Source organism: Moorena sp. (genome assembly GCF_982860115.1).
In genome coordinates this window covers 10,360-35,870 of sequence record NZ_CEYLVT010000001.1, presented here as the reverse complement: position 1 = coordinate 35,870, position 25,511 = coordinate 10,360, and the positions used below count along the sequence as shown (strand labels likewise).

Below are 25,511 nucleotides of genomic sequence, written 5' to 3'. Positions count from 1 at the left end.
AAGTCACGGGTAATGTAAATCTTTCTCAAAATTGCTAATCTGGCAACACAACTAGTAACCTACCCTACCGGTAGAGTGATTGCCTAAATCATGATTGGTATTAATCATGGACGAAACGAACCTTGAGACAACACCATTACACCAGATGAACCCAGAGAGTCGATTTTCTGAGTTGGTGGCAGATTATGCCAAATACCGACCCAGTTACCCAGCTGCAGCTATCGACAAGATTCTCGAAGGACTTGAGAACAGAGGGCAACTGGTAGCTGCGGATATTGGTGCAGGAACAGGAATTTCCTCTCGGCTACTAGCTCAATGGGGAGTGCGAGTGATTGCCATCGAACCCAATACTGAGATGAGACAAGCTGCTAGCACCGATCCATTGGTTGAATTCCGGGATGGAACTGCTCAACAGACCAACTTAGCTGATGCATCTATTGACTTAGTGGCTTGCTTTCAATCCTTCCATTGGTTTGACCCAGAGCCAAGTTTGCTAGAGTTTCGCCGTATTCTGAAGCCTACTGGACAATTAGCTGTGGTCTGGAATGACCGCAACCGTCAAGATAATTTTACCCAAGGCTATAGTCATCTAGTGCAAATCGCCTCCAATCATCATCCCGCCGAGTCCCGTATGTGTTCGGTAGACCCCTTGCTCGCTAGTCCATTGTTTCCCAATGTCTATTCCTACACCTTTTCTTATCAGCAAGCCTTGGACAAAGATGGTCTGATTGGTCGTGCTATGAGTGTCTCATATATCCCACGGGAAGGATTAGCCCACCAGAAACTTATCTCTGATTTGCAGGAATTGTACAACAGCTGGTGTGATCACAAAGGTTTAGTTTACTTGAGGTATCGTACCAAGGTTTACCTAGCTCAACCTAAGTGCTAAGTCGTGATCAATAATTGTCACTCTATAGTATTTATCAAATATCAGATGATACCACCAAACTTACAACACCTTAAAAGCGGTCACCTTAGGTATCTAACTGAGTATTAAAGGAAATTATTGCTATACCTATAATCACCATAAGGATTCCTATGATTTGCAATACAGTGAACTTTTCATGCAAAATAAAAAAACCTAACAAACTCCCACACAAAACGCTTCCTCCAATAATTACAGGTAACCCAATAGAGACATCAGTATCTTCAAAAAAGTAAAATGAAAGAATTTCAGCTAGCCCTATCAGGATTCCGGCAGATACTGAGTAGGCGATGCCCTTGGTAGTAACTTCTATTGGCGCACCTTTTAGTTTTAAAAAAAGAAGTACAGGTAGTCCTAGGAGAAGAGCCGTATATTGGAGAATAGCAGCTCCCAAGATATGATCAATTTGCTCTGATGATAGTTTTATAAAAAAGTTGTACGATCCATAAAGAAACGCTATCACTAACGAAAGAATTATAAGCCCTGAACTCATTAAAATATCCTAGTCAAGTATCCGAGTATGTATTAAACTCATCTAATCTAACACTAAAACAGTCACAATAGGTATAATCTCTCAGAGTTGACTTACTTGGTCGGATAAGATTTATTCTAAGTAAGGCTTGCTGAAAAAGTCTTACTTATGCCCGATTACTGAATTAGTCTAGTTTAGTTCCTCCAAGTTAAAGCTCCTCCAATTTTAAATCGTCAATATAGAGCAGGAAGAAGCCTAGAAATATTGTCATTAGTGATCGCCAAAAAGGTTGAATGGGTATGTCCCAAATCAATCCCCATATCCCACACCAAGAAGTGATGATTGCGATCAGAGTATACATAGTTGATAAGTTGGGATATTTGGTTTTGAAGTGGTAGAAGAGCTTTTCCCTCGAATTCATTTCTTCGAAATCTTTTTCCATAGGAGTTTTTTTCATAAGTACCAGCTCCTCCAAGGATAGGTCATCTATCCAGAGCGTGAACAAACCAACTATTAACAAAGCAAGGTGACGCATCACCACTTTTAGGGCAAAATCAGGGGCAGGCTCCTCAAGCAAATTGGTGCCTTGTGCCCATGTATCCGAGATCAGGACAGCACCACTCCAGATGGCTATGATACAAGTTGTTACATATAGAGCGTGGATGTTAGGGTATTTAGTCTTGAGGGTATCGAAGAACTTCTCCCGCAGACTAGGGCGACCAGAGGGTTTTGGTTGGATGTCTGAAATAGCTGATTGGATGGGTTTTTTAGGATCCATATTAAGTTTGCTTAAATTAGAAATGAAGTAAACCGATTTATTTTAATACTTTATTTTAATACACTTGTGGATTCACACAATAGGGTAATCGCTTACCCAAAAGTCCAGTTATGAGATTATTGGCGTTACTTAATTGGTATCGTTTTGCCCCCCTAGTCCCCCAAACTTGCGAAACCAACGGGTGGTTTACCCAAATCAAATGATCGCGCATTCATACTTCAATGTCTTGATGCAAAGCGCGAGTGGGTGAAACCCCCTTTAGTTAACTGCATCGCTTCAGTAACGCCTAATAAAAAATTACTTGACTATCTCCACAAAACACAAGTTATTAACTTCAGATTATTGATTTTTATCAACGTTGTCAAACTTTAGTAACCAATACTAAAAGGCGATCGCTTACAGCTAATATCATAGCGATCGCCTTTTAATTACCGTTCTAATCCTTACTGGGATAATTCATAAAATAGTCGATTTTTCAACTTAATTTAGATAGGTTTACCCTTAGTGCGATTGTGGTCAACGCCTTTCTTCCATGGAGCAGGTTAATTTCCAGAGCTGCATCAAAGGTTTGATGCATTGGGTTCAACAGCAGAGCCACAGTATTCAAGGCGGTCAATCTTTAATTCTCGCCCAGAGCGGATGTCTTCCATCGGGGAGTTACATTCTGGGCAAGCGTATTGACTATCAATATCAGGCCGATAGTCTTGTTGACACTGATGGCAAAAGGCAATCAAGGGGGTTTCCTTAATCACCAGTTTTGCACCAGACAAAAAGGTGTTGGGAATTTGAGCTTCAAAGGCCAATTCCAAACTCACGGGTTCGACGCCAGTGAACTGGCTGGCCTACTGTCAGATGGACGCAGGAAATTTTGGGTCGCTCTGGCTGTGCTTCCCACCAATTGCGCAAGGTCACAATTAGTGCCTTGGTCATGTCAGTTTCATGCATTGTTGAAATCCACCTTCAAGTCCACTCTACTAATTCCGGCTGCGCTTCTGGATGAATGTAGGAGGGTTTTTCCTGGCGCGGCAGTTGACCGGATAGCACTAGGTGCGCCATTGTGTCACAGATTACGCGAGTTGCCATCAGGGCAGTGATGTCGCTGATGTCATAGGGCGGCGAGACTTCCACTACTTCCAAACCGCAAACAGGAGCTTTCTGAACTATCTTGCCCAGTAGATACAGAGCTTCCCGGGGGAGGAGTCCGCCCGGTTCGGGCCAGCCTGTACCAGGAACAAAACCGGCATCGATACAGTCAATATCGAAGCTGATATAAATGCAGTCGGTACCGTCTAGTGCCCGTTCCAGGGCAAACTCTACCGCTGCGTCTAATCCCATTTCAGTGATATCGGTTACTGTCAGGATATTACTTGCCCGCTCCCGGCAAACTTTGACTCCCTGGCGAGGTACTTGCCAACCGCCAATGCCCAATTGCACTAAGTTCTTGGGTGGAGCATTCCTCATGTTAGTTGCATGAAACCAAGGGCAGGTGTGCATCCGCTCATCCAGGTCGGTTTCCTGGGTATCTACATGACGATCAAAGTGGATAATGCCAACTTTCTTGTCCCCTAAGTGCCGACAAATACCCCGAACGGTAGGAAATCCGATGGAATGATCCCCTCCCAAAATGATGGGAAACGCTCCAGAGCTGAAGATGTGAGCAATGCCTCTAGAAATTTGGTCAAATGACTTTTCGTTGTTGGCTGGAATGGTGAAAATATCTCCCACGTCACAGAGGGTAATTTGCTCTCGCAGGTCAATCCCTAACTCAAAGTTGTAAGGGGTGTACAAGGCAGAAATGCGGCGAATGCCTTGGGGACCAAAGCGGGTTCCGGGGCGATAGGTGGTTCCCGAGTCGTGGGGAACCCCGACAATGGCCACATCGTATCCCTCAACCTGGCGAACATCTTCGAGATAAGGTGCTTTGAGGAAGGTATTGATGCCAGCGTAGTGAGGTAGTTCACCGCGCGAAAAGGTGGGAATAGTGCGATCGCTAATACTCTCTGCTGCTTCCAGCCCGTATTCGAGCCCCCTTGACACCTCCTGCTGCCATCCCGTCAATGGTAGTTGAGCTTCACGCTCCAGGGCACGTTCCGCCTCAGAAGAATTTGAACTGTTACTGCCTGGGCTTTCAAACAAGGGGTTTTCAGAAGAATTTTCAGTCATTTGCACTCCCGAGAAGTTTTCAAAACATCTTAATCAGCGACTTATAGCCTACATTCCCAGGTTGGAGATGAAAGCTATGGTATTTTTTAAACTTCTCACCGATAGGTTCTGAAATGATAAACCTACAGATTTCTTTTACCTAAGTTCGAGATCGTCACCCTTGGTTTAGGGGTGCAGGGGAGGTAGGGGAACTATGGGAAGCAATGATAAATTACCACTGTCTTACCCCCTACTTTTCTTCATCGAGTAGTTTGCAGACAGACCCTAGAAATCAAGGAAACTGATTTAATCTAATAAACTTGTGGATTCACACAATGGGGTAATCGCTTACCCAAAAGTCCAGCAATAAGATTATTCACGGCCATCGTAGCCATTTGCGATCGCGTTTGATAAGTTGCACTGCCAATGTGAGGAGTAATGATCAAATTATCCAAGCTCAACAAGGGACTATCCATGGGAATGGGCTCTGGTTTAGTTACGTCCAGAGCAGCTGCAGCGATTTGACCATTGCTCAGAGCTTGGTACAATGCTTCTGGATCTACGATTGCTCCTCGTGCGGTGTTGATCAAGATAGCGGAGGATTTCATCAGCTCAAACTGGGGAGTACTAAATAGATGGTAGGTTTCTTCAGACAGAGCAGTGTGAATGGTAATAAAGTCTGATTCCCTTAGCAGCAGGTCGAATTCAGCATACTTTACACCAAGGGATTGTTCTAATTCTGAGTCCCGTCGATGCCGACTGTAATAAAGAATTTCCATATCAAACCCTCGCCCACGACGAGCAACAGCTTGACCAATGCGTCCAAAGCCAACAATTCCTAAAGTAGCACCGCTGATGTTTGGTCCTAGCAATAAGGTAGGTTCCCAAGTCTGCCAATGACCAGCACGTACAAATTTATCTGCTTCAATCACTTGCCGTGCTGTTGCCATTAGTAAGGTCCAGGCTAAATCAGCTGTAGCCTCAGTCAGGACACCAGGAGTATGACCAATGGGGATACCCCGGATGGTGGCAGCAGGGATATCAATGTTGTCGTAACCTACTGCTAATTGGCTGATTACCTTCAGGGATGGTGCAGCTTCGATGATTTGCTTGTCAATGGAATCTGTCAGTAGGCACAGTAAGCCATCGATTTCTTTAACTTTGTTGAGCAAGACCTCGTAGGGAGGGGGTTGACGCTCTGGCCAGATTTCCACATTGGCGATTTGGTGGAGTTGTTCGAGTCTGGTATCAGGAAGGCGGCGAGTTATGAAGACTTTGGGTTGAGACATGGGGTCGGTCAATATTGATCAACGGATGCGATCAGTTCATTATCCACAGGGGTGTTATCAGAAGAGGGTAACTCCTCGGAAGTAGGAAAATATTGTAATGGGTCATACTTTAGCATAGTGATTCCCCTTAGTTAGACCTGGCTGATTGCATTTTACCCAAACTAGAAACTAGAAGAACTAGAATTCCTCACACCAGACCTATGATCTTATAGGGTGAGGGTGCAAGTTAGGGCGCAAGGGAAGCGTTACAAAAAGACCCCACAAATTCCTAGAAATTCTGATCTTTCCACTCTATATAATGATTGATTGGATTGCTTACTCCTCAAGGTGGGATGCAGAAGTGTTGAACTTCATATCAGGGAACTTCGGATGAACTAGTTTTAGATTAACTTGGTATCTTTAACTACACTTTTTAGCATCTTTATCCTAATTATTGCTCTGTTCACAACAACGATAGACAGACATTAGCAATTTTGGTAAACTTTGATAGCTGGATTAAACACTTCTGGGGAAACCTCTAACCTTAGAACATCAGGCTAGACAAAGATAAAGCTGACAAAAGTAAGCAGATCCCAGCCAACCAGGCAATGGACGGTGTAACGTTAGCAGTCATCTACCATGTCAAATCTAATACTCCTAAAAGGAAAGTGTGGATGGTAGGATGATCGGTGTCTGGGTCAGATGTTAACTGGAAAAGACTTGGAAAATTTTCTGCCCAGAAAAAACGGTTACTTGAACCCAGTGCCGGATTAATCTGTAAACCATTAGTTGGAGGTGCAGCATTCATTCCCACCTAACTCTAGGAGTGTAGGTGTGTTATACTGCCGCAATAGAAGAATGAAAATTCCCAAATTACTATCCCTATGTGCTGTATTTCTACTAAGTTTAGTCCTAGCTATTAGTTGCAACCAATCCCCAAACACTAAACCCTCAGATACGTCCCAAGCCGTTAAAGATTCTACTCCCATTGTTATGGGATACAGCAGTTGGCCTGGTTGGTGGCCGTGGTACATTGCAGAGAAAGAAGGTTTATTTGAAGCCAATGGCCTTAATGTACAACTAAAATGGTTTGATGGCTACCTGGAATCCATGGAAGCTTTAGCAGCAGGAAAACTGGATGCTAATTGCCAAACCCTTAATGATACGATATCTTTTGCTGCTGATGCTATTAATGGTGAAGTAGCGGTACTGGTGAATGATAACTCTGCTGGCAATGACAAAATTATTGTCACAGCAGAAATTAATTCCGTGAAAGATTTGAAAGGGAAAAAGGTAGCGATAGAAGAGGGAGTTGTAGATGACTTCTTGCTTAGCTTAGCCCTAGAAGAAAAGGGAATGTCCAGAAAAGATGTGGAAATTGTTCCCTTAGAAACTGGGGCAGCAGCAGCAGCATTTGCAGCGGGTAAAGTAGATGCCGTGGGTGCATTTCCTCCCTTTTGGCTCACTGCCCTAAAACGAAAGGGAAGTAAAGAATTAATTAGTTCCAAAGCATTTCCTGGGGCAATCCCTGACTTACTTGTCGTTACTCAAAAGCTGATTGATGAACGTCCTGATAAAGTTCAAGGTCTAGTGAATACTTGGTTTGATATCCTGGAGTTTATCAAAACTAATCCCAAGAAAGCCGATGAACTGATGGCAGAACGCGCTAATGTTAGCGTTGAAGAATTTCAACAGTTTAAAGAGGGAACTCGAATATTTACCCTGGAAGAAAACTTAGAGGCATTTAGCCCTGGTGATACCATGAAGCATATGCCGTTTGCCGCTAAAAAAATGTCTCAGTTTATGCTGGATGTGGGATTTATTCAAAAAGTTCCTGATTTAGATAAGATACTTGATGACCAGTTTGTAAAAGCCTATGCCGCAGGTCGTTCTTAGTCATTAATAAGCTATCGAATTAAACCGGTGCGTTACACGTCTTTAACGCACCTTACACATTTATTAAACTCTTTAATGAATAGTTCCCAGACAACCAAAACTCTAAAACCCACTGTTTTTTGGCGCATTGCTGAGGATATTCCCAAATCCTTAAACTGGATATTAATTATCCTATCAGTTACTGTTCCGTTTGTTGCTTGGTGGCTAATCTCAAGTTTTGCTGGCCTTGATTCCGTCTTCCTCCCGTCACCGATTGACGTGGGTAAAGCCGTTATCCGTTTGTGGCAACAAGGCTTTCTTATTCAAGATACTATTGCTAGCATTCTCAGGGTTTTTGCGGGATTTTTGTTGGCAGCAATTGTTTCCATTCCCTTGGGCATTTCCATGGGAGCATTTGCCAGTATCCGAGGGTTAACAGAACCAATAATTGGTATTGTTCGCTATATGCCAGCTCCAGCATTTATCCCTCTATTCATTATCTATCTAGGTATTGATGAAGCTCCGAAAATCGCACTTATTTTTATCGGTACTGTCTTTTTCAATACCTTAATGATTATGGATGCCGTAAAGTTTGTTCCCAAGGATTTAATTGAAAGCACCTACACTTTGGGAGGACTAAGAACACAAGTCCTATTCGAGGTTATTACTCCCTATGTGATTCCCAATATTATTGATGCCTTCCGAGTTAATATGGCAGCGTCTTGGAATTTAGTGATTGTAGCAGAATTGGTGGCAGCAAAAGTGGGACTAGGTAAACGAATTTTGCTAGCACAAAAATTCCTCAAAACTGATGAAATATTTGCCTGCTTGATTATTCTAGGATTAATCGGATTTGCCATTGATTTATCCTTCCGATTGCTGCTCAGACTGACCTGTAAATGGGCGATTGATTAGATTTTTTTTAACGGTTTAAGGTTTAAGGTTTAAGGTTGAAGGTTGAAAGTTGAAGGTAAGCTGTCAGCTAATGGGCTACGCCCACGCTACGCGAACAGTATATGCTTACCTAATCACAGGCAAAAGGGAAAAGGCTTGCAGGAAAATTTAAAATTGCAATAAGTAATAATAAAAAACCATGCACTTAGAAATTGCTCACCTTTACAAACAGTTTCCCACGAAACAAGGTACTATTGTTGCCCTAAAGGATATTAATATGCATGTTGAGACGGGGGAATTGGTCTGTGCTGTGGGTGCATCTGGTTCGGGTAAGTCTACGCTGTTGCGTCTGATAGCTGGTTTAGATATGCCTACAGCTGGAGAAATTACGGTTGATGGTTTGACGGTGACTGGACCTAGTTCAGAGCGAGGCATGGTTTTCCAACGATATACCCTATACCCTTGGATGAATGTGATCCATAATGTGGAGTTTGGCTTAAAGCTGCAAGGTGTCCCAAAGCAAAAACGCCGAGAACAGGCTGGTTATTATTTAGATGTGGTTGGGCTGTCTGGGTTTGCTAAGTCCTATCCGAAAGAATTATCTGGGGGCATGAAACAACGGGTTGCGATCGCAAGAGCTCTAGCCTGTCATCCGAAAATCCTGCTGATGGATGAACCCTTTGGCGCACTCGATGTACAAACTAAGGAAACCATGCAACAGTTTTTGCTTGAGGTTTGGCAGCGGACGGGTTGCACTATATTAATGATTACCCATGATGTAGAAGAAGCAGTGTTTTTGTCTCAAAGGATTTATGTGCTGACAGCACGACCTGGTACAATCCAACGGGAATTGCGGATTGAGTTAGAGGGTGAGCGCACTTACAAAATCAAGCGTAATCCCGAATTCCATCGCTACACTGAGGAAATTATGGATTTGCTCCGGGATAGGCCAGAGGAAGTAAGTAGGAGTGTAATATCAAGTCCGGTTTAATACCGATAATAAAAGTATGGGGCCTGGGCGCGGGGAGATTTAGGGAGATAGGGGAGATTTTTATTAAGGCTAATTATCCTGAGATGATATTAAGGGTTGACGCTTCACTGTCAACCCTTGACCGTCAATCGTCAACGAAAACAAACATCAACTCATACAAAACAAACCTAACTGCAAATGCGATCGCAAACACTAGCCCCTCATTATTGAAAGTATGAAATGTGTGTGAATCGTAGGCCATGACTATCTAATGGGGTGCATCTTTACTTAAACCTTGACTTAAGCTTTGACTTAAGCTTTTATGATTAATTATCAGAACTAAACCCATCAATGGCCTCAATCAACCTATCAATTTCATCCGGCTGGGTGAAGTAGTGAACACAGGCACGGACACAGTCTGGGTCTCGGAGAGTTCGTAGCAAAAAGCCTTGCTGCTCCAGAAACTCTACTAACCTGTTATGGCGCTTGCCATTAGTCAACACAAAGGACACCAGACCAGCTTTGGGTGGTGAAGTCGCCAAACAGCTGACTGCTTCCAACTTGGATAAGCCTTGCCATAGGTATTCACTCAATTGACAAATTTGGTGATAACGTTCTTCAGCAGTTCCCCATTGCTGATGAATTGCGATCGCACTACGTAATCCTCCATACAGGGGATAAGCCGAGGTAGCCACTTCAAATCTCTGTCCATCTGGTTGCCAATCCACAGGTTTCCCAGCTTTATCCAGAATAATCCCCCGCCAACCAATAAATGTGGGATTGAGGCTGCTCTTGGCATCTGGACTGACATAGAGACCTCCCACGCCTGCTGGGCCACACCACCACTTGTGACCGGTAAAGGCATAGAAATCTGCCCCCAGTTCGGTTAGATTTAAGGGCAAAGAACCTACTGACTGAGCTGCATCCACTAGAACCCTTACCACTTGGCTACTCTGATTGTAGTTGTGACAGACTTGAGTAATATCCTTGAGTGGCAATACTTGACCGGTATTCCACAGTAAATGACTCAATACCACCAATCGCGTCTGAGGTCGTAAGTATTGCTCAATAGTTTTAGTAGGGTCTCCCTGATTTAGAGTTGCCATAATTGGACAAGTAGATACCTCTACCTGATACCGACGGGAAATTTCCTGGGCAGTAGCGATAATGCTTTGGTGTTCACAATCACTCATCAACATGTGATCACCCGGTTGCCAATCAATCCCCCACATCGCAATATTGCAGCCAACCGTAACATTTTCGGTTAGGGTGATGGTTTCTGCTGATGTCCCCAACTCTGATGCGATCGCACTTCTAGTTTTGTGGGATTCCTCGGTAACCCAGTCATTGACTTTACCCGAGAATGGGCCATAGCGCTGCAGATACTCATAGGCTTGTTGGATCGCATTTAGAGATACCAGAGGCAGAGTCCCTTGGCCCCCAAAATTGAAATAGGCTTTATGAGCTAATGCCGGAAATTGCTGTCGGTGGATGTCCCGTGGAGTTGCTGTAAGAGATATACCAGTCATGAGCATTTTAGTCATTCCCGTGGTATTTTATCGTATCAGCCCCGTGGACAAGCTAAAATTTTTTGGATATATTGAACTAAGACATATGTCTTAATTTAAAAAGCGCAAACTTCGTGCATTTCTACAGCGCTGCTTGAGCTTGTCAAGTGCATATGTATAAATTTTAAGAAATTCCTCAGTTGACGGTCGCTAACACTAATCCGTTGGTCTTGGGGTTATTTTATTATGTATGCCCCAGTCAACTTACTCTACTACTGTCTTTGGATTAAGTCCATAGCAGTAAACTAGAACCGGTCTAATGAGCCGTATTATATTATTAAAGTTTTATTAAAATTTTATTAAAGTTTTATTAAAATTTTATTAAAGTTTTATTTTTTACTAGGTCAATGAGAATTAAATAGGTCAATGAGAATTAAACTTGACTAAACTTGAAAAGTTTATTTAAAATAACGTTTTTTGTTGAGTTGACCGTATTGGACAGTCAACAGTCAATAGTCAACCAATAGTCAACAGTCAACAAATTCATGATTAGATTATAGTGTTAAACACCAATTAATTGAACTATGAGTAAAGTTTTGATTGTTGAAGATAACCTGGCTCAGTTAGAGTTAATGGCTAGATACCTACGGGACAGTGGTAACACAGTTATTTGTATTGCCGATGCTAAAGATGCTTTGGATAAGGCAGTAACCGAAAAACCTGATGTTATAGTCCTAGATATAATCATGCCAGGCATGAGTGGCTTTGAGTTGTGTCGCAGCCTGAAAAACCATCGGGATACCACTAGCATTCCCATTGTTATTTGTTCTTCTAAAAATCAGGACATCGACCGTCTCTGGGGTATGAAACAAGGCGCTGATGCCTATCTCACCAAACCTTTTTCTAAACAGCAGCTAGTGGACATTGTTAAGTTGGCTGTGGTTTGAGTCATCAGTTGATTCACATCATTTGATTCCTAGGAATCATAATAATAATACCCTAATCTTTTAAATCTTTTATCTCTTGAAAGATTTAAAAGTAATAGATATAAATATATTTATTAATTTAAAGTAATTTATTTCGATTATTTTATTATTTATTGCTATAATAGTATTTTTTATAGAGAGATTACAGATAACACAGTACTAGCATAAAAATGCTAGCTTTGATAAAATTATAGCATTTTTTAAAAAAAGTAAACAAGTTTTTGATTTTAGGAAGTAAATTCCGATCAGGAAGGGTAAAATAAGTGTCTCTACTTGATTAATATTAGATCGGCTATATAAAATCTTCTAAAGAAATTATTCTATTATTTATATATATAAAAAAATAATTAATTATTATATATTATTCTAGTTGGATAGTTACTCAATAATGACAGGTATACAATTGCGTCCCGTAATCAAGCCAACGACTACCCTCAGAATTTCTTCCTCTCAACAAAGCAAAAAATCACGCCTACAATGGTTTTATAACTTACCAGTTAGGAGTAAGCAAATTGTTGGTTTGTTTTCCTCCGAAGTAATCTCTGTGGCTGCACTGATGGGTGTAGGAGCAATATTAATTATATTTGGAGGAAGAGCTCAATTACGTGGACAAGCTCAGTCAGAATTGGCTGTTACAGAAATCAACTACAACATTAAAATCAACCAAATGGGGTTTGGTTTCCGTGGTCAATCGGAAAATACTGCTATTATTGAAGCTGCTCTTGCCCATAGTAGAAATCAGTTATTGTCCAAATCATTAGAGGGACAAGTTAAGCAGATTCTCCAGAATGAAATGAGGGCTCGGCAGATTGAATATGCTACTCTGGTAGACAAAGATTTACGAATTATTGTTAATGCTAATGCTGACCGGAAAGGAGAAAAGTTTGATCCCAATAACCTGGTTAGTCAAGTCCTCAAGCAGCGTAAGCAAATTAGCGCTAATCAAATTGTCAGCTGGCAAGAATTAAAAAAAGAATCACCCCCTTTACCTGATGGTTTGACGAACCAAGATACTGTAAAGCAAGGTGCCCTAATTCGTTACACGGTCACACCAGTAAAAGACCCAAAAACTGACGAGGTGATTGGTGCTTTGATTTCTGGGGATATTGTTAATGGCAAGGAACCCATTGTCAAGGAAACCCTGAAAACCTTTAACGGAGGCTACAGTGCTGTTTATTTGCGTCAGCCTTCCGGAGAATTTGCCTTAGTAACAGCCTTAGACCAAGGTCAAGCGGCCAATTGGGACCAAGCCCAATCTGATCTTCCCTTACCTAACCAATCCCTACTTGAGAAAGCCGTTAATGTTGGTAAAGTGGGCGAGTTAGTTACCGACCGTCAGAAGGTAGGAGAGCAAACCTACACCATGGCAGCAAAAGCTCTCATGAATTTTCAGGGAAAACCGGTGGCAGTATTAGTGCGGGGGACTAGCGAATCTAACCTAAATGCTTTTCTTACAGGTAGCCTACTGCTACAAGGGTCTATTGGGTTTTTGGTATTAGCAACAGATGTATTTTTGGCAATTCTGCTGGGGCGGTCAATTGCTGAACCGATTAAAAGGCTACAGCAGACTACCCATAAATTTGCGGCAGGCGATCGCCAAACCCGTGCTGAGGTAATAGCTACTGATGAACTTGGTCAACTGGCAGATACCTTCAATAAACTTGCTGACAACATCGTATCTAAGGAAGAAGCTCTCGCTCAACAGGCTTTTCTGCAGCAAGCCATAGCGGAGCGCTCCCAGTTATTTGCTGAGTTTACCAGCCTTCTTTATAAATCTGTGACATCAGAAAATATCCTAAGTACTTCAGTAGATGGAGTTCGCAGCATCTTGCAAACCGACCGGGTGGTGATCTATAGCTTCAATGAAGGGTGGGATAGTGGAACAATCATGGCGGAATCCTTAGGACCTGGTTGGATTGAAGCCATGGGAAAAATTATCAATGACCCATTGCGGGAAGGGTCTGTGGATCGGTTCAAAAGTGGGCGAGTCTGGGTTTGCCATAACGTCTATGAAGCTAGCTTAACGGGCTGCCACTGTGAGATTCTCGAACGGCTACAGGTCAAAGCCAACATGGTTGCGCCTATTTTGCATGAGGAGGAACTGGTAGGTTTATTATGTGCTCACCAGTGTTCTCAGCCACGGGACTGGCAGCCAGAAGAGGCGGATTTATTAAAGCAATTGGCGATTCAGATGGGCTTTGCCCTAAACCAAGCTCATCTGTTTGAACAGTTACAACAAGCACGAGTAGACGCGGACTTAGCGCTCAAGAAAGCAGCATCAACCTCTGACCAAATCGAACAAGCACGCCGGGCGGCGGAGTTAAATGCTATTGAGCAACGTCAGCAAAAAGAACAACTCCAGCACCAAGTATTGGAACTCTTGTATAATGTGGAAAATGCTGCCAAGGGAGACCTGACAGTCCGGGCAGAAGTGGGTGAGGGGGAAATTGGTACAGTGGCGGACTTCTTCAATGCCCTGATTGAAAGTTTGCGGCAAATTGTAATCCAGGTCAAACTTGCCTCAACTCAAGTGAATACTGCTGTTGCTGCTGATGAACAGGCAGTGGGTAAATTGGCCAAGCAAGCCATGGAGCAGTCAGATAAGGTTACCAACACTCTAAGCTCTATTGAGCAGATGATGTACTCGATTGAAGCCGTCTCAAAAAATGCCCGCCAAGCAGCAGACGTTTCTCACATCGCCTCAAACGCTGCCCTTACTAGTGGGCAAGCTATGGATAGCACAGTTGAGACTATTGTAAATTTGCGAGAGACTGTAGTCAACACAGCCAACAAAGTAAAGCTGCTAGGGGAATCTTCTAAGGAGATTGCTAAAGTAGTCGGGTTGGTACAGGAAATAGCCGTACAGACTAATTTACTGTCAGTCAATGCTGGAATTGAAGCGAGCCGTGCGGGAGAAGAGGGAGAAGGGTTTCGAGTGGTTGCAGAACAAGTGGGTAGACTAGCAACTCAGTCAGCCAATGCCATCAAAGACATTCAACAGGTGATTGACACCATTCAGCAGGAAACCCAAGAGGTGGTCAAAGCCATGGAAGACGGAAAAAAACAAGTGGTTGATGGAACCCAAATGGTTTTCAAGGCTAAACAGAGCCTAGAAGAAATTGTTGCCGTCTCCCATGAGATTGACCAGTTAGTCCAATCTATTTCTAACGCCACAGTTTCCCAAGCCAAAACATCTCGGGACGTTACTGACTTAATACAGGAAATTGCTGCTACCTCCCGACAAACCTCTCATTCTTCTGGCGAAGTTTCTCAATCCCTACGAACAACTGTAGAGGTTGCCCAGAAGTTGCAGATGTCCGTTGGTCAATTTAAGATTGGTGACGAATAGCTGAGGAGCTCAGGAGGTGGGACGCAATCTTTTACATTTCCCCTTTTGCCTACAAGCCTTTTGCCATTAGTCGAGGTGCTTTTCGAGAGTATTCGCCAAGGTACTTTTGGGGACTGCACCCACAACCATATCTACTCGTTGACCTCCCTTAAAAATCATCAACGTTGGTATACTACGGATACCATAATCACCTGCCACCTTAGGATTTTCGTCGGTGTTCAGCTTAACAACTTTGACCTGACCCTCGTACTGGTCTGCTATCTCATCCACAACCGGAGACACCATCCGACAGGGACCGCACCAAGGTGCCCAAAAATCTACCAATACTGGGGTGTCGCTATCAAGTACCTCTTCCTGAAAGGTCGAGTCTGTAACTGGGGCGGCTTTTGACATGCCTGGAAATCCTTGCGAATACTTTTGCTACGTACCTACGAAATTTTACCATAGTCACAACACCGATTAAATATGTTGGGCAAAAGTTGACACTCCCATAGGGCGGGAACAGCAGGTTATTAGGTTACAGGTTATTAGGTTACAGGTTACAGGTTACAGGTTGAAGGTTACAGGTTACAGGTTACAGGTTATTAGGTTACAGGTTACAGGTTACAGGTTACAGGTTTAAGGTTACAGGTTACAGGTTACAGGTTACAGGTTACAGGTTACAGGTTACAGGTTATCGTCTCAACCTTGGCTTTAAGGCCACGCTACGCCAACAACCTTGGCTTTAAGGCCACGCTACGCCAACAACCTACCCTACACCGAATACGGGGCGAACAACCAAACAACCTTGGCTTTAAGGCCGTAGGCCACGCTGCGCGAACGGCCACGCTAAGCCAAAAACCTTCAACATTAAACCTTCAACATTAAACCTTAAACGTTTAACCTTCAACATTAAACCTTAAACGTTTAACCTTCAAAATGATAAAAATAAGGAACCGCCCGAACTCTGTCCGGGCGGAGTGTGGTGTGAGGAGTGAACGGAAACATTTGTCTCCGCTTTTTCCATTGTATGTCACCGTTTATTTTTTTTCAGCAATTTCCAAGCCAGTCGAAAAATTTTGACGATTGGCAGGGGTTGCGATAAGTATATATACTCAGCGCTTAAACTATTGACAACAGTTGTTCGTGAACTTTAGAAACCTGTAGAAAAGCTGTTCAAGTTCTCAAAGACCATAATATTTGGTAATTGTCAATGGTCAAGTTTCAATTTTCAATTATTGATGAGCAACCAAGAATGATAAGTATTCAACTGCACACTATATTATTTCCCCATACCCAACTGCTGAGCTTTCTGGTATACCTTTCCTTCTGTTAGCAGAGAAGGAGCAATCACTACTTCCACTTGTTGCATTTCCTTGAGGTTTTTTGCTCCGAGGGTTCCCATACTGGTTTTCAATGCTCCCAAAAGGTTGTGGGTGCCATCATCCATTTGGGCTGGTCCAGTCAGAATTTGTTCAAGTGTGCCAGTGCTGCCGACTTTAATTCGTGTCCCACGGGGTAGCACGCTGGAAGGGGTTGCCATCCCCCAATGAAATCCTTGTCCGGGAGCTTCTTTCGCACGGGCGAAAGGAGAACCAATCATCACCCCATCAGCACCACAAGCAATACACTTACAGATGTCACCTCCTGTAATTAAACCGCCATCAGCAATCACTTGCACATAGTTACCGGTTTCCTGATAGTAGTCGTCACGGGCAGCAGCGCAATCGGCAACTGCTGTTGCCTGAGGTACACCCACACCCAAGACACCCCGAGAGGTACAAGCAGCACCAGGACCAATACCCACCAAGACAGCAGTTGCCCCAACTTTCATCAAATTGAGGGCAACGTCGTAGGTCACGCAATTCCCCAAAATTACTGGCATGGGCATATCCTGACAAAACTGTCCCAAATCCAGGGGATTGATGGACTCTGGTGACAGGTGAGCTGTTGAAACGACTGTTGCTTGAACAAACATTAAATCAGCACCAGCTTCTGCCACTACCTGACTATATTTACTGGCTCCAGCAGGGGTCAGACTCACAGCTGCAATACCACCTTGGTCTTTGATTTCCCGAATTCGCTGGGTAATCAATTCTGGCTTAATCGGTGAACTATAAAGTTCCTGCATCAGGGGAACAAACTCAGAATTTCCCACCGAGACAATGCGGTCTAGTATGGGTGATGGGTCAGGATAACGGGTTTGAATCCCTTCTAAGTTGAGAACCCCCATTGCCCCAATTTGGGACAATTTGACTGCCATGGACACATCAATCACCCCATCCATAGCGCTGGCGATAATGGGAATTTCCCGTTCAATACCACCAATACGCCAGCGAGTATCAGCCAAACTGGGATCGAGTGTCCGCTGTCCGGGAACAAGTGCAATTTCATCGATGCCGTAGGCTCTGCGAGCTATCTTACCTCGCCCAATTTGAATATCCACGCTGTTTTTCTTCCGAGATTATTTTAGCTAGGTTATCAAATTGGAGCGAAGATTGCTCGAACTATACAAAGAAACTATGAATTGTGAAGCATGAAGTATGAATTATGAATTCTTAATACTTCAGGTGCGACCCGTGGCGAATTTAATTCTTAATGGGTCAAGGGCACCTTAGCCTTTCCCTGATTTAGGTTTCTTGATGCTTGGGTGGCTAAGGTGGTTTTTTTCGGTAAGGTTTGAGGTTGCTGCTGGCTGTGATGGGATGATATCCGTGGTTGGGGTTTTCTTATCCTTTGGTGTGATTGTATTACTGGTGATTGTGCTACTGTTGTTACTCATCATCTGGCGGATTTGACTAATCAATGGCCCTAGCTTGCCTTCCTCTAACAAACCATTAATCATTGATAAGCCAGTGGTAGACAGTAGCAGTTTGTTGATGTCACCTACACTGCTAGCTCCGTTACCATTATTGCCATTGACACCGGGGAAGGAGTAAATCCGAGTATCTCCCAAAATTCCTGGCTGGGGAGCCAAGGCTTTGGCAATTTCTGGTAGTTGAGGGGCTAACTCTGGCCATATGGTAGTGATGATTTTAGCAGTTAGCTGAGCATCGCTGATGGAATTTTCGGCTTCGATCAGGGATCGTTTACCTTCTGCCTCTGCCAAGGCTTTATCCCGATTTGCCTCTGCTAGGGTGCGGATCGACTCAGCTTCTAGTTCTGCTGCTTGTCTGGCTGCTTCAGCTTGACGAGAGCGGCGGAATACATCGATTTCAATCACGTTTTGCTCACCAATCCGCCGTTGTTCGGCTTCTTGTTCAGCAGCAATGATAGAAAGGCGTTGTTGCCGTTCGGCTTCTTCTACTTCCGTAGCGGTGGCTACAGCGGCTTCAGCTTGAGCTCGTTCGGCTTCGGAATTGAAGCGATCGCGTTCTTTTTCGGAAATTGCGATCGCAGCGTCTTGTTGAGCAATTTTTGACTCTCGTTCTGCTTCTGCCAATTCTACCTGAGAATTAAGCAAGGCAGCATCGACGGTTTTCTGACGAGTAACTTCTGCTACTTCTGCTTCCTGTTTTTGCAGGATTTGTGCCACCTTGAGGGCTTTATTCCGTTCTTCTAATTCAATATCTGCCTGAATTTTCTTAGCTTGAACTGTCAGCTGTTGTTGAATCTTTTCCTCTTCTAAGGTTTTCTGACGATTAATTTCTGCCAATTCCGCTTCTTGTTTTTGCAGGGTTTGGGCTACCTTGAGGGCTTTATTCCGTTCTTCGAGGGTAATATCGGCTTGAATTTGACTTTGCTGCAAGGCTAGTAGCTTCCGAATTTCTTCCTCTTCTACAGACTTATTCTGTAAAATTTTAGTCCGCTGAATTGTGGCTGCTTCTGTGGCTTTAGCTTCTTCGATTTCTCGCTCACGCTGGGCTTTCAGGGCTTCAACCTCAAGCTTTTGCGCCAGTTTCGCTTCTTCTTGTTCTTGGGCAATGCGTAGGGATTGCTTTTCAGCGTTTAGTTCTTTCTCTTCAATGGCAACTTTGGTATTTAGCTCAACTTCAGTTTTTTGCTGAATTGATTGTTGAATGGTTTCCGTGCGCAGACGTACTCCTTGGGCATCAAAGAAGTTATTCGTATCGTAGGTATCACTCTCTTCTATCTCAGAAATCGCGATATTATTGAGGGTTAATCCGACTTTTCTTAAGTCTTGCTGAATCAAATTCAACACTTCATCAGCAAATCCTAATTTATCGGAATCAATTTCTGCCAAATTCTTTTTCTTTGCTGCTGCTCTAATAGCATCATCCGCCCGTTTTTCGATAGCTTCTTTAATATCTTCGGGGGAAATTTTACCTTCACGAGACAGTCGTTGGGCAGCAGTAATCACATCGTCTTCATTGGCATTAATACAGACATAAAAGGTTACCCGCATATTAGCCCGCAGGTAGTCTTGGGTGCGAACTGCTAGGTTACCTGTCCGCTCAACATCAATGGAAATTTCTCTGAGTGGGACACGGGTAAGTTCATGAAATCCTGGCAAAACCACACACCCGCCACTGAGAATAACCGTTTTCTTTTTGATAAAGACACCACCTGTCCGCAAAAATGCTTCGTTGTTGGGGGTGATGACATAAACTCTGGTGTAAGCCCAGATGCTTAATAGCAATAATACAATCAGACCTCCAATCACACCGGGGAAAAATAGAATTCCAGGAGGAAGCTGGGCTATAGATGACTGTACCGGAACAGTTTGCACTGTTGTATTCATCGATGAGTTTGACATGGCTAAATATCTTTCAGATAAATGGAGCTATATATACTAATCAGGGCAAATCAGAAAATTTTTGATAATCTTGAGCAACTTATATACATCACAGCAGGTTGTACGCCCTTGCTAACTAATGGGCATTGTCTAACCAGGCTTGCTGATCAGCACTATCTTTAAGGATCACGAGATAGTTATGATGGTGCCGATCAATCACTAATACTTTATTACCCCGTTTAGGAGTAACTGTTGCCCAAGTTGGTAAGGTGGCATTGACTGTAAGTAAATTACGAGCTGGATCTAGGACATCGACTTGACCGATTTTGCCTTGGTTTTCCTTGGGAAGGGTGGCAGAAGAAACTGTACCGTGACAGCCAATTAAGCGATCGCTACTGGTATCTTCTCCAAAGGAGGCGAAAATTTTTCCTATCGGTCGAGAGATGAATCCTCCGGTAACTAGGGTTAGGAATAATGACATTACTGATACCACCCCTGCCAAAAACCCAGTGGGAATACTGCCAGTAACACCACCAATGATGACATTGAACATCCAGCCGAAAAGTCCCAAAAGACTACAGTCTGTTGCCAAGAGTAAAATTAGGGGGGCTTTGCCGATACCTAGCCATCCTAGAATCTCAATACCACCTTCACCATCGGCATCAGTATCTGTATCAGTACCGAAATCTGCATCTACATCCAGATCCACATCCAGATCTACATCTGCATCTATATCCATGTCATCGTCTCCGCCACCGGAAACAATGACTAACAGAAACAGTAGAACTCCCATACCCAAAAAGATCCAGTAGGGGAGGTTGGCTAGGTTAAATAGCATGGGTGTATGCGATCGCGTTTTTTGAATGAATTGTTGCTTTATATATCCAGCCTAACGACTGGTTTCTTGGAAATCGGGACAATGTATAGTATTTTTAATGTTATTGCTGGTGCCCTTGACCCATTAAGAATTTAATTCGCCACGGGTCGCACCGCAAAAATTAACTCTAGGCATTCAGCCACAAGACTTAAGATTTATTTGGAATTTTAGGAATTACTAGGAAAATTCCGAGAATCAACACTTTAATTAGTAGTGGGGCAAAAACAAAGCTTAGGAACAGGCAAATTATCACAATGAATAATGATGCCACTTTCAATATTTCTTCTGTAGTGTTCACAGAAAGGTAAGTAGCTACTGCAGCAATCACCAAACTGATTAGTAAGGGCATATACTCTCGATTGAGTCACTAAATACTAATCAGGGTTAACCCCTAACTTTTATGGCTGAGATGGGCGTTTTGTTACAAAACTTAACTTAAGTTAACTTACAGGAGTTTTGGCGTTGCTTAAAGTACAGGTGATAGGGCACACTATGATCAGGAATTGCTGAAGACTTCAAAACAGTCTGGGTTTCTCTAGCAAGTCATGAGCCCACAAAACTAAGCCAAAAAAACTAAAAATTAGCAATAAACCATCCTAAGCACGGGAAAACTAAAGGGTACAACTACTAGATACCTGTACGTAAGCGATGAACTTTAGCTTTAACTTTTTTGATCTGTTCTGGATTTTTCTGATTATCTCCTCGTTGCAGCCCTTGTGGCAACGTCGCCAGATGCAATATAGACGTTTTCGAGCTTTGCAAGAATTCGAGGAGAACCGCAAAAGTCGGTTAATTTTACTGATTCACCGACAAGAGTCTATTAGCTTGTTTGGCATCCCTGTGTCCCGCTACATATCTATTGAAGATTCTGAACAAGTGCTCAGGGCAATCCGTCTAACTCCACCAGATGTTCCTATTGATCTTATTTTACATACTCCTGGGGGATTGGTGCTGGCTACAGAACAAATTGCTAGAGCTTTAATTCGTCATCCTTCTAAAGTTACTGTCTTTGTACCTCACTATGCTATGAGTGGTGGTACCATGTTAGCCCTAGCCTCTGATGAAATTGTGATGGATGCCAATGCTGTCCTTGGACCAGTTGACCCTCAATTAGGGAATACTGCTGCTGCTAGCATTCTCAGAGTTGTGGAGCAAAAGCCCCTTGAGAGTATTGAGGATCAAACCTTGATGATGGCCGATTTGGCAGCCAAAGCCATGAAGCAGGTGCAACGTTTCGTGCGAACGCTACTGCTAGACGATATCCCTAAGCAGAAGATTGACCCAGAACACATCGATAGAATTATTGACTTTCTTACCACTGGTCAAATCACCCATGACTGTCCGATTACTGTCGAGGAAGCCTCTGAACTAGGTCTACCTGTCACGGTTGGTCTACCTAAAGCTATCTATAAACTAATGGATTTGTACCCTCAACCTCAAGGTGGACGTCCATCGGTACAGTATATTCCTCTGCCATACAAACCTACTCCTACGTTACCGGATAACACCAGCAGATCGTTATCTGACAAGTAGTTTTTGATAATGCTGAAATGATGAGATAATCGGGTGAAGTGGATAAAATCAATTGCTCCACTCAGGGCTTAGTACGTACCTTACAGTACTCGTACTGGAGCTAAAAACCTTAGGGAAGCCCTACCATACGATTAAACCATCTGAAGAAGGAGAATTTAGGATAAATCTGGTAGGGCATACATCAACTTATTCCAGCATATCCCAATTTGGGGTTTTTGTGTCTTTTTCAGATGGCAATTACTAATTAGGTAAGCTATGAGCTATCAGTTATCAGTTATCAGCTATCAGTTATCAGCTATCAGTTATCAGCTATAAGCTATCAGTTATCAGCCTATGAACACGCTGCGCGAACAGCTATCAGCCATTAGCTATCACCGATTAGCCGTAGGCCAAGCTACGGGAACGAGACAGCTTGTCAATAAAATAAGCTGACCGCTGATAGCTGAGTGCTGAATACTTACGTAATTGGTAATTTGCTCAATATAAACTTTCCCAGTCCTAACCGAATTATAAGATAATACAATTGAGGTATGCGTTTGTCTCTGAGCCTTGATTCAATCTGAAACCTTAGAACTACTGGAATGGTCCCGCCTGTGCCAACACCTGGCTACGTTTGCGGCTACTAAGCTGGGAGCCTTTGCGGCTCGTTATCTCCACCCCCCAGCAACTCAACGGGAAAGCCTAGACCTGCTAGCCCAGACTAAAGAAGCCTATCAACTGGAAACGAGTTTAGACACAGGACTAACTTTTGACGGCATCCAAGATATTGGTGAATCTCTGGATCGGGCAGAGCTCCAAGGCATTTTGTCTGGTGAGGAACTATTAGCGATCGCAACAACCTTAGCTGGTGTGAGGCGTCTACGACGGTTTATTGAAGACCAAGAAGATGTACCAATTCTGAAGGAACTGGTGGCTGACAGCCGCACTTACCCAGAACTTGAACAAGAAATTCACCGTTGTATCGATGACCGAGGCGATGTAGCTGACCGGGCAACCCCGAAGCTGGCAGGGATTCGGACTCAGATGAAATCATTACGAGACCGAATTTATGAAATCCTCCAGGGGATTGTCCAGCGTAAAGGGGGGGCATTACAGCAACAGTTAATTACTCAACGGGGTGATCGGTTTGTACTCCCGGTTAAAGCTCCCCAGAAAGATGCTATTCCTGGTATTGTTCACGATACCTCTAGTACCGGTGCCACCCTATACGTAGAACCGAAGTCTATTGTTAGCTTAGGCAATCAACTGCGAACCCAGCGGCGGCAAGAACAAGTGGAATCGGAAGCAGTACGTCGTGCATTGACTGAACAAGTAGCAGCAGTTAAGCCAGACTTAGAACGGTTGCTGGTTGTAGCAACTACCCTGGATTTAGCTACCGCTAAGGCAAGGTATAGTCTGTGGTTAGAAGCCAATCCCCCCAGATTTATTGACCGCAATCAGAATGAAAGCATTACTCTGCGGCAACTCCGCCATCCCCTACTGGTGTGGCAGCAAAAACATGAACAAGGAACATCAGTGGTTCCGATTGATGTTCAGATTCAGTCCTATATTCGGGTAGTTGCTATTACCGGTCCGAATACTGGCGGTAAAACCGTTACGTTGAAAACCTTTGGTTTAGCGGCACTGATGGCAAAAGCGGGTTTATTTGTGCCAGCAAGGGAACCAGTAGAACTGCCTTGGTTTGACCAAATTCTGGCAGATATTGGAGATGAGCAGTCTATAGAACAGAGTTTATCCACTTTCTCGGGTCACATTCGCCGAATTAGTCGGATTATTGAGGCGATAACTACCCGAAAAGAAGAGTTACAGGTTGACAGGTTGCAGGTTGAAGGTTATCTGGTTGAAAGTTTTCCAGACAACATTCAACCAGATAACATCCAACCAGATAACATCCAACAACTTTCAACTCCTAATTCGTCACTCGTACTATTAGATGAAGTAGGAGCAGGGACTGACCCGGCAGAAGGTAGTGCATTAGCGATCGCATTACTGAAATACCTGGCAAACACAACACAATTAACCATTGCGACTACCCATTATGGGGAACTCAAAGCACTAAAATATCAAGACGAGCGGTTTGAGAATGCCTCGGTGGAGTTTGATGACCAAACCCTGTCACCGACTTACCGTCTATTGTGGGGTATTCCTGGTCGCTCCAATGCCTTGAGCATTGCTAGACGCTTAGGGTTAAACCCATCGGTGGTGGATCAGGCTCAAACCCTTTTGGGGGGAGCTTCGGAAGATGTGAATGAGGTAATTGCCGGTTTAGAAGCTCAACGGCGCACTCAGGAAACTAAAGCCCAAGAGGCTAATCAGTTACTGCAACAAGCTGAATCTCTCCATCAGGAACTCTCTGAACGGGCAAAACTTTTGCAGGACCGGGAACGGGAATTGAAGCTTTCCCAAGAACGGTCTGTGCAAGATGCGATCGCACAAGCTAAGAAAGAAATTGCCCAAGTGATTCGCCAGTTGCAGCAAGGCTCCCAAACTGCTCAAAATGCCCAAAAAGCCACAAACGCTCTTAAGGAGATTGCCCAGCGTCAAATCCCAGCCGCACCGCCTCCTAAACCAAAACCAGGATTCCGTCCCAAAGTAGGCGATCGCATTCGCATTCCCCGATTGAATCAGACAGCCGAGATCCTCAGTGCCGCAGATAATGGGGAGCTAACGGTACGCTTTGGCTTAATGAAAATGACCGTTGCCCTAACAGATGTGGAATCGTTGGATGGACAAAAGCCCGAAAATGTGCTAAAAACTACATCAAAACCAGCTCCAGCCCCAACCCCAGTCTCGCGGCCAGCTACGGCTGTGCGCACCTCAAAAAATACCATTGATATTCGAGGAAGTCGGGTAGCTAATGCAGAGATTGACATCGACCAAGCAATATCTAAGGCGATAGACTTTGGAGTACTCTGGATTATTCATGGCAAAGGAACTGGTCGATTAAGACAAGGTGTCCACGCTTTCTTGGAACAGCACCCTCTCGTGGAGCGTTTTAAGCTAGCCGAACAATCTGAGGGTGGGACTGGTGTTACCGTTGCTTACCTTAAATAAGGTCATAGGTTAGCGGGTTAACAGGTTAGCAGGTTAGCAGGTTAACAGGTTAGCAGGTTAACAGGTTAAAAGGTTAAAAGGTTAGCCGGTTAGCCGGTTAGCAGGTTAGCCGGTTAGCAGGTTAGCAGGTTAACAGGTTAGTAGGTTAGTAGGTTAGCAGGTTAGCAGGTTAGCAGGTTAGCAGGTTAGCAGGTTAGCAGGTTAG

The 25,511-nt window shown here is 43.7% G+C and carries 18 protein-coding genes and 1 pseudogene; 8 read left to right on the top strand and 11 right to left on the bottom strand.

What is annotated here, in order from left to right; genetic code table 11:
- Positions 1-106: 106 nt before the first annotated feature.
- A complete protein-coding gene (locus AC4II3_RS00130; protein WP_488007695.1) occupies positions 107-889 on the top strand; it encodes a class I SAM-dependent methyltransferase in 783 nt (260 codons plus the stop codon).
- Positions 890-974: 85 nt separating this feature from the next.
- On the opposite strand, the gene AC4II3_RS00125 is transcribed toward AC4II3_RS00130, so the two are convergent.
- The 6 genes and pseudogenes from AC4II3_RS00125 to AC4II3_RS00100 form a co-directional block, all read right to left on the bottom strand.
- Entirely contained in the window at positions 975-1,418 is a 444-nt protein-coding gene (locus tag AC4II3_RS00125; RefSeq protein WP_488007693.1) for an EamA family transporter, read from the bottom strand.
- A gap of 187 nt (positions 1,419-1,605) precedes the next feature.
- Positions 1,606-2,175, bottom strand: coding sequence for a hypothetical protein (locus tag AC4II3_RS00120; RefSeq protein WP_488007691.1), 570 nt, complete (start codon positions 2,173-2,175; stop codon positions 1,606-1,608).
- A 560-nt stretch (positions 2,176-2,735) separates the two neighbouring features.
- Positions 2,736-3,120 (bottom strand): annotated as a pseudogene (hypA, locus tag AC4II3_RS00115) (hydrogenase maturation nickel metallochaperone HypA).
- 15 nt (positions 3,121-3,135) lie between these two features.
- Positions 3,136-4,338 (bottom strand): agmatinase family protein, encoded by a 1,203-nt coding sequence (locus AC4II3_RS00110; RefSeq protein ID WP_488007689.1) that lies wholly within the window; start codon positions 4,336-4,338, stop codon positions 3,136-3,138.
- A gap of 290 nt (positions 4,339-4,628) precedes the next feature.
- Complete coding sequence (locus AC4II3_RS00105) at positions 4,629-5,606, bottom strand: 2-hydroxyacid dehydrogenase (RefSeq protein ID WP_488007688.1); 978 nt, start codon at positions 5,604-5,606, stop codon at positions 4,629-4,631.
- Positions 5,607-6,219: 613 nt separating this feature from the next.
- On the bottom strand, positions 6,220-6,393 hold the full coding sequence (locus tag AC4II3_RS00100; RefSeq protein ID WP_488007686.1) for a hypothetical protein: 174 nt from the start codon (positions 6,391-6,393) through the stop codon (positions 6,220-6,222).
- A 50-nt stretch (positions 6,394-6,443) separates the two neighbouring features.
- Between AC4II3_RS00100 and AC4II3_RS00095 the strand changes: the two genes are divergently transcribed.
- The 3 genes from AC4II3_RS00095 (at position 6,444) to AC4II3_RS00085 (ending at position 9,345) form a co-directional block, all read left to right on the top strand.
- Entirely contained in the window at positions 6,444-7,481 is a 1,038-nt protein-coding gene (locus AC4II3_RS00095) for an ABC transporter substrate-binding protein (protein WP_488007684.1), read from the top strand.
- A 75-nt stretch (positions 7,482-7,556) separates the two neighbouring features.
- Entirely contained in the window at positions 7,557-8,375 is an 819-nt protein-coding gene (locus AC4II3_RS00090) for an ABC transporter permease (protein ID WP_488007682.1), read from the top strand.
- A gap of 178 nt (positions 8,376-8,553) precedes the next feature.
- Positions 8,554-9,345, top strand: a complete 792-nt coding sequence (locus tag AC4II3_RS00085; RefSeq protein ID WP_488007680.1) for an ABC transporter ATP-binding protein — start codon at positions 8,554-8,556, stop codon at positions 9,343-9,345.
- Positions 9,346-9,650: 305 nt separating this feature from the next.
- Here AC4II3_RS00085 and AC4II3_RS00080 read toward each other — a convergent pair whose 3' ends face one another.
- The gene (locus AC4II3_RS00080; RefSeq protein ID WP_488007736.1) at positions 9,651-10,853 is read right to left on the bottom strand and encodes an aminotransferase class V-fold PLP-dependent enzyme; all 1,203 of its coding nucleotides are present in this window, start codon (positions 10,851-10,853) and stop codon (positions 9,651-9,653) included.
- Between the two features lie 563 nt (positions 10,854-11,416).
- Between AC4II3_RS00080 and AC4II3_RS00075 the strand changes: the two genes are divergently transcribed.
- Together AC4II3_RS00075 and AC4II3_RS00070 are read left to right on the top strand one after the other, a co-directional pair.
- Positions 11,417-11,779: a response regulator transcription factor gene (locus tag AC4II3_RS00075; RefSeq protein ID WP_293086910.1), complete on the top strand. Its 363-nt coding sequence runs from the start codon at positions 11,417-11,419 to the stop codon at positions 11,777-11,779.
- 427 nt (positions 11,780-12,206) lie between these two features.
- On the top strand, positions 12,207-15,167 hold the full coding sequence (locus AC4II3_RS00070; protein WP_488009746.1) for a methyl-accepting chemotaxis protein: 2,961 nt from the start codon (positions 12,207-12,209) through the stop codon (positions 15,165-15,167).
- Positions 15,168-15,233: 66 nt separating this feature from the next.
- On the opposite strand, the gene trxA is transcribed toward AC4II3_RS00070, so the two are convergent.
- The 4 genes from trxA to AC4II3_RS00050 form a co-directional block, all read right to left on the bottom strand.
- Complete coding sequence (trxA, locus tag AC4II3_RS00065) at positions 15,234-15,560, bottom strand: thioredoxin (RefSeq protein WP_488009748.1); 327 nt, start codon at positions 15,558-15,560, stop codon at positions 15,234-15,236.
- Between the two features lie 868 nt (positions 15,561-16,428).
- Complete coding sequence (locus tag AC4II3_RS00060) at positions 16,429-17,592, bottom strand: GuaB3 family IMP dehydrogenase-related protein (protein WP_488009750.1); 1,164 nt, start codon at positions 17,590-17,592, stop codon at positions 16,429-16,431.
- A gap of 168 nt (positions 17,593-17,760) precedes the next feature.
- Positions 17,761-19,863, bottom strand: a complete 2,103-nt coding sequence (locus tag AC4II3_RS00055; RefSeq protein ID WP_488009752.1) for a flotillin family protein — start codon at positions 19,861-19,863, stop codon at positions 17,761-17,763.
- Positions 19,864-19,978: 115 nt separating this feature from the next.
- Positions 19,979-20,680, bottom strand: a complete 702-nt coding sequence (locus tag AC4II3_RS00050) for a DUF1449 domain-containing protein (RefSeq protein ID WP_488009754.1) — start codon at positions 20,678-20,680, stop codon at positions 19,979-19,981.
- 687 nt (positions 20,681-21,367) lie between these two features.
- Here AC4II3_RS00050 and AC4II3_RS00045 point away from each other — a divergent pair.
- Entirely contained in the window at positions 21,368-22,252 is an 885-nt protein-coding gene (locus AC4II3_RS00045) for an SDH family Clp fold serine proteinase (protein ID WP_488009756.1), read from the top strand.
- A 549-nt stretch (positions 22,253-22,801) separates the two neighbouring features.
- Entirely contained in the window at positions 22,802-25,306 is a 2,505-nt protein-coding gene (locus tag AC4II3_RS00040; protein WP_488009758.1) for an endonuclease MutS2, read from the top strand.
- Positions 25,307-25,511 lie beyond the last annotated feature (205 nt).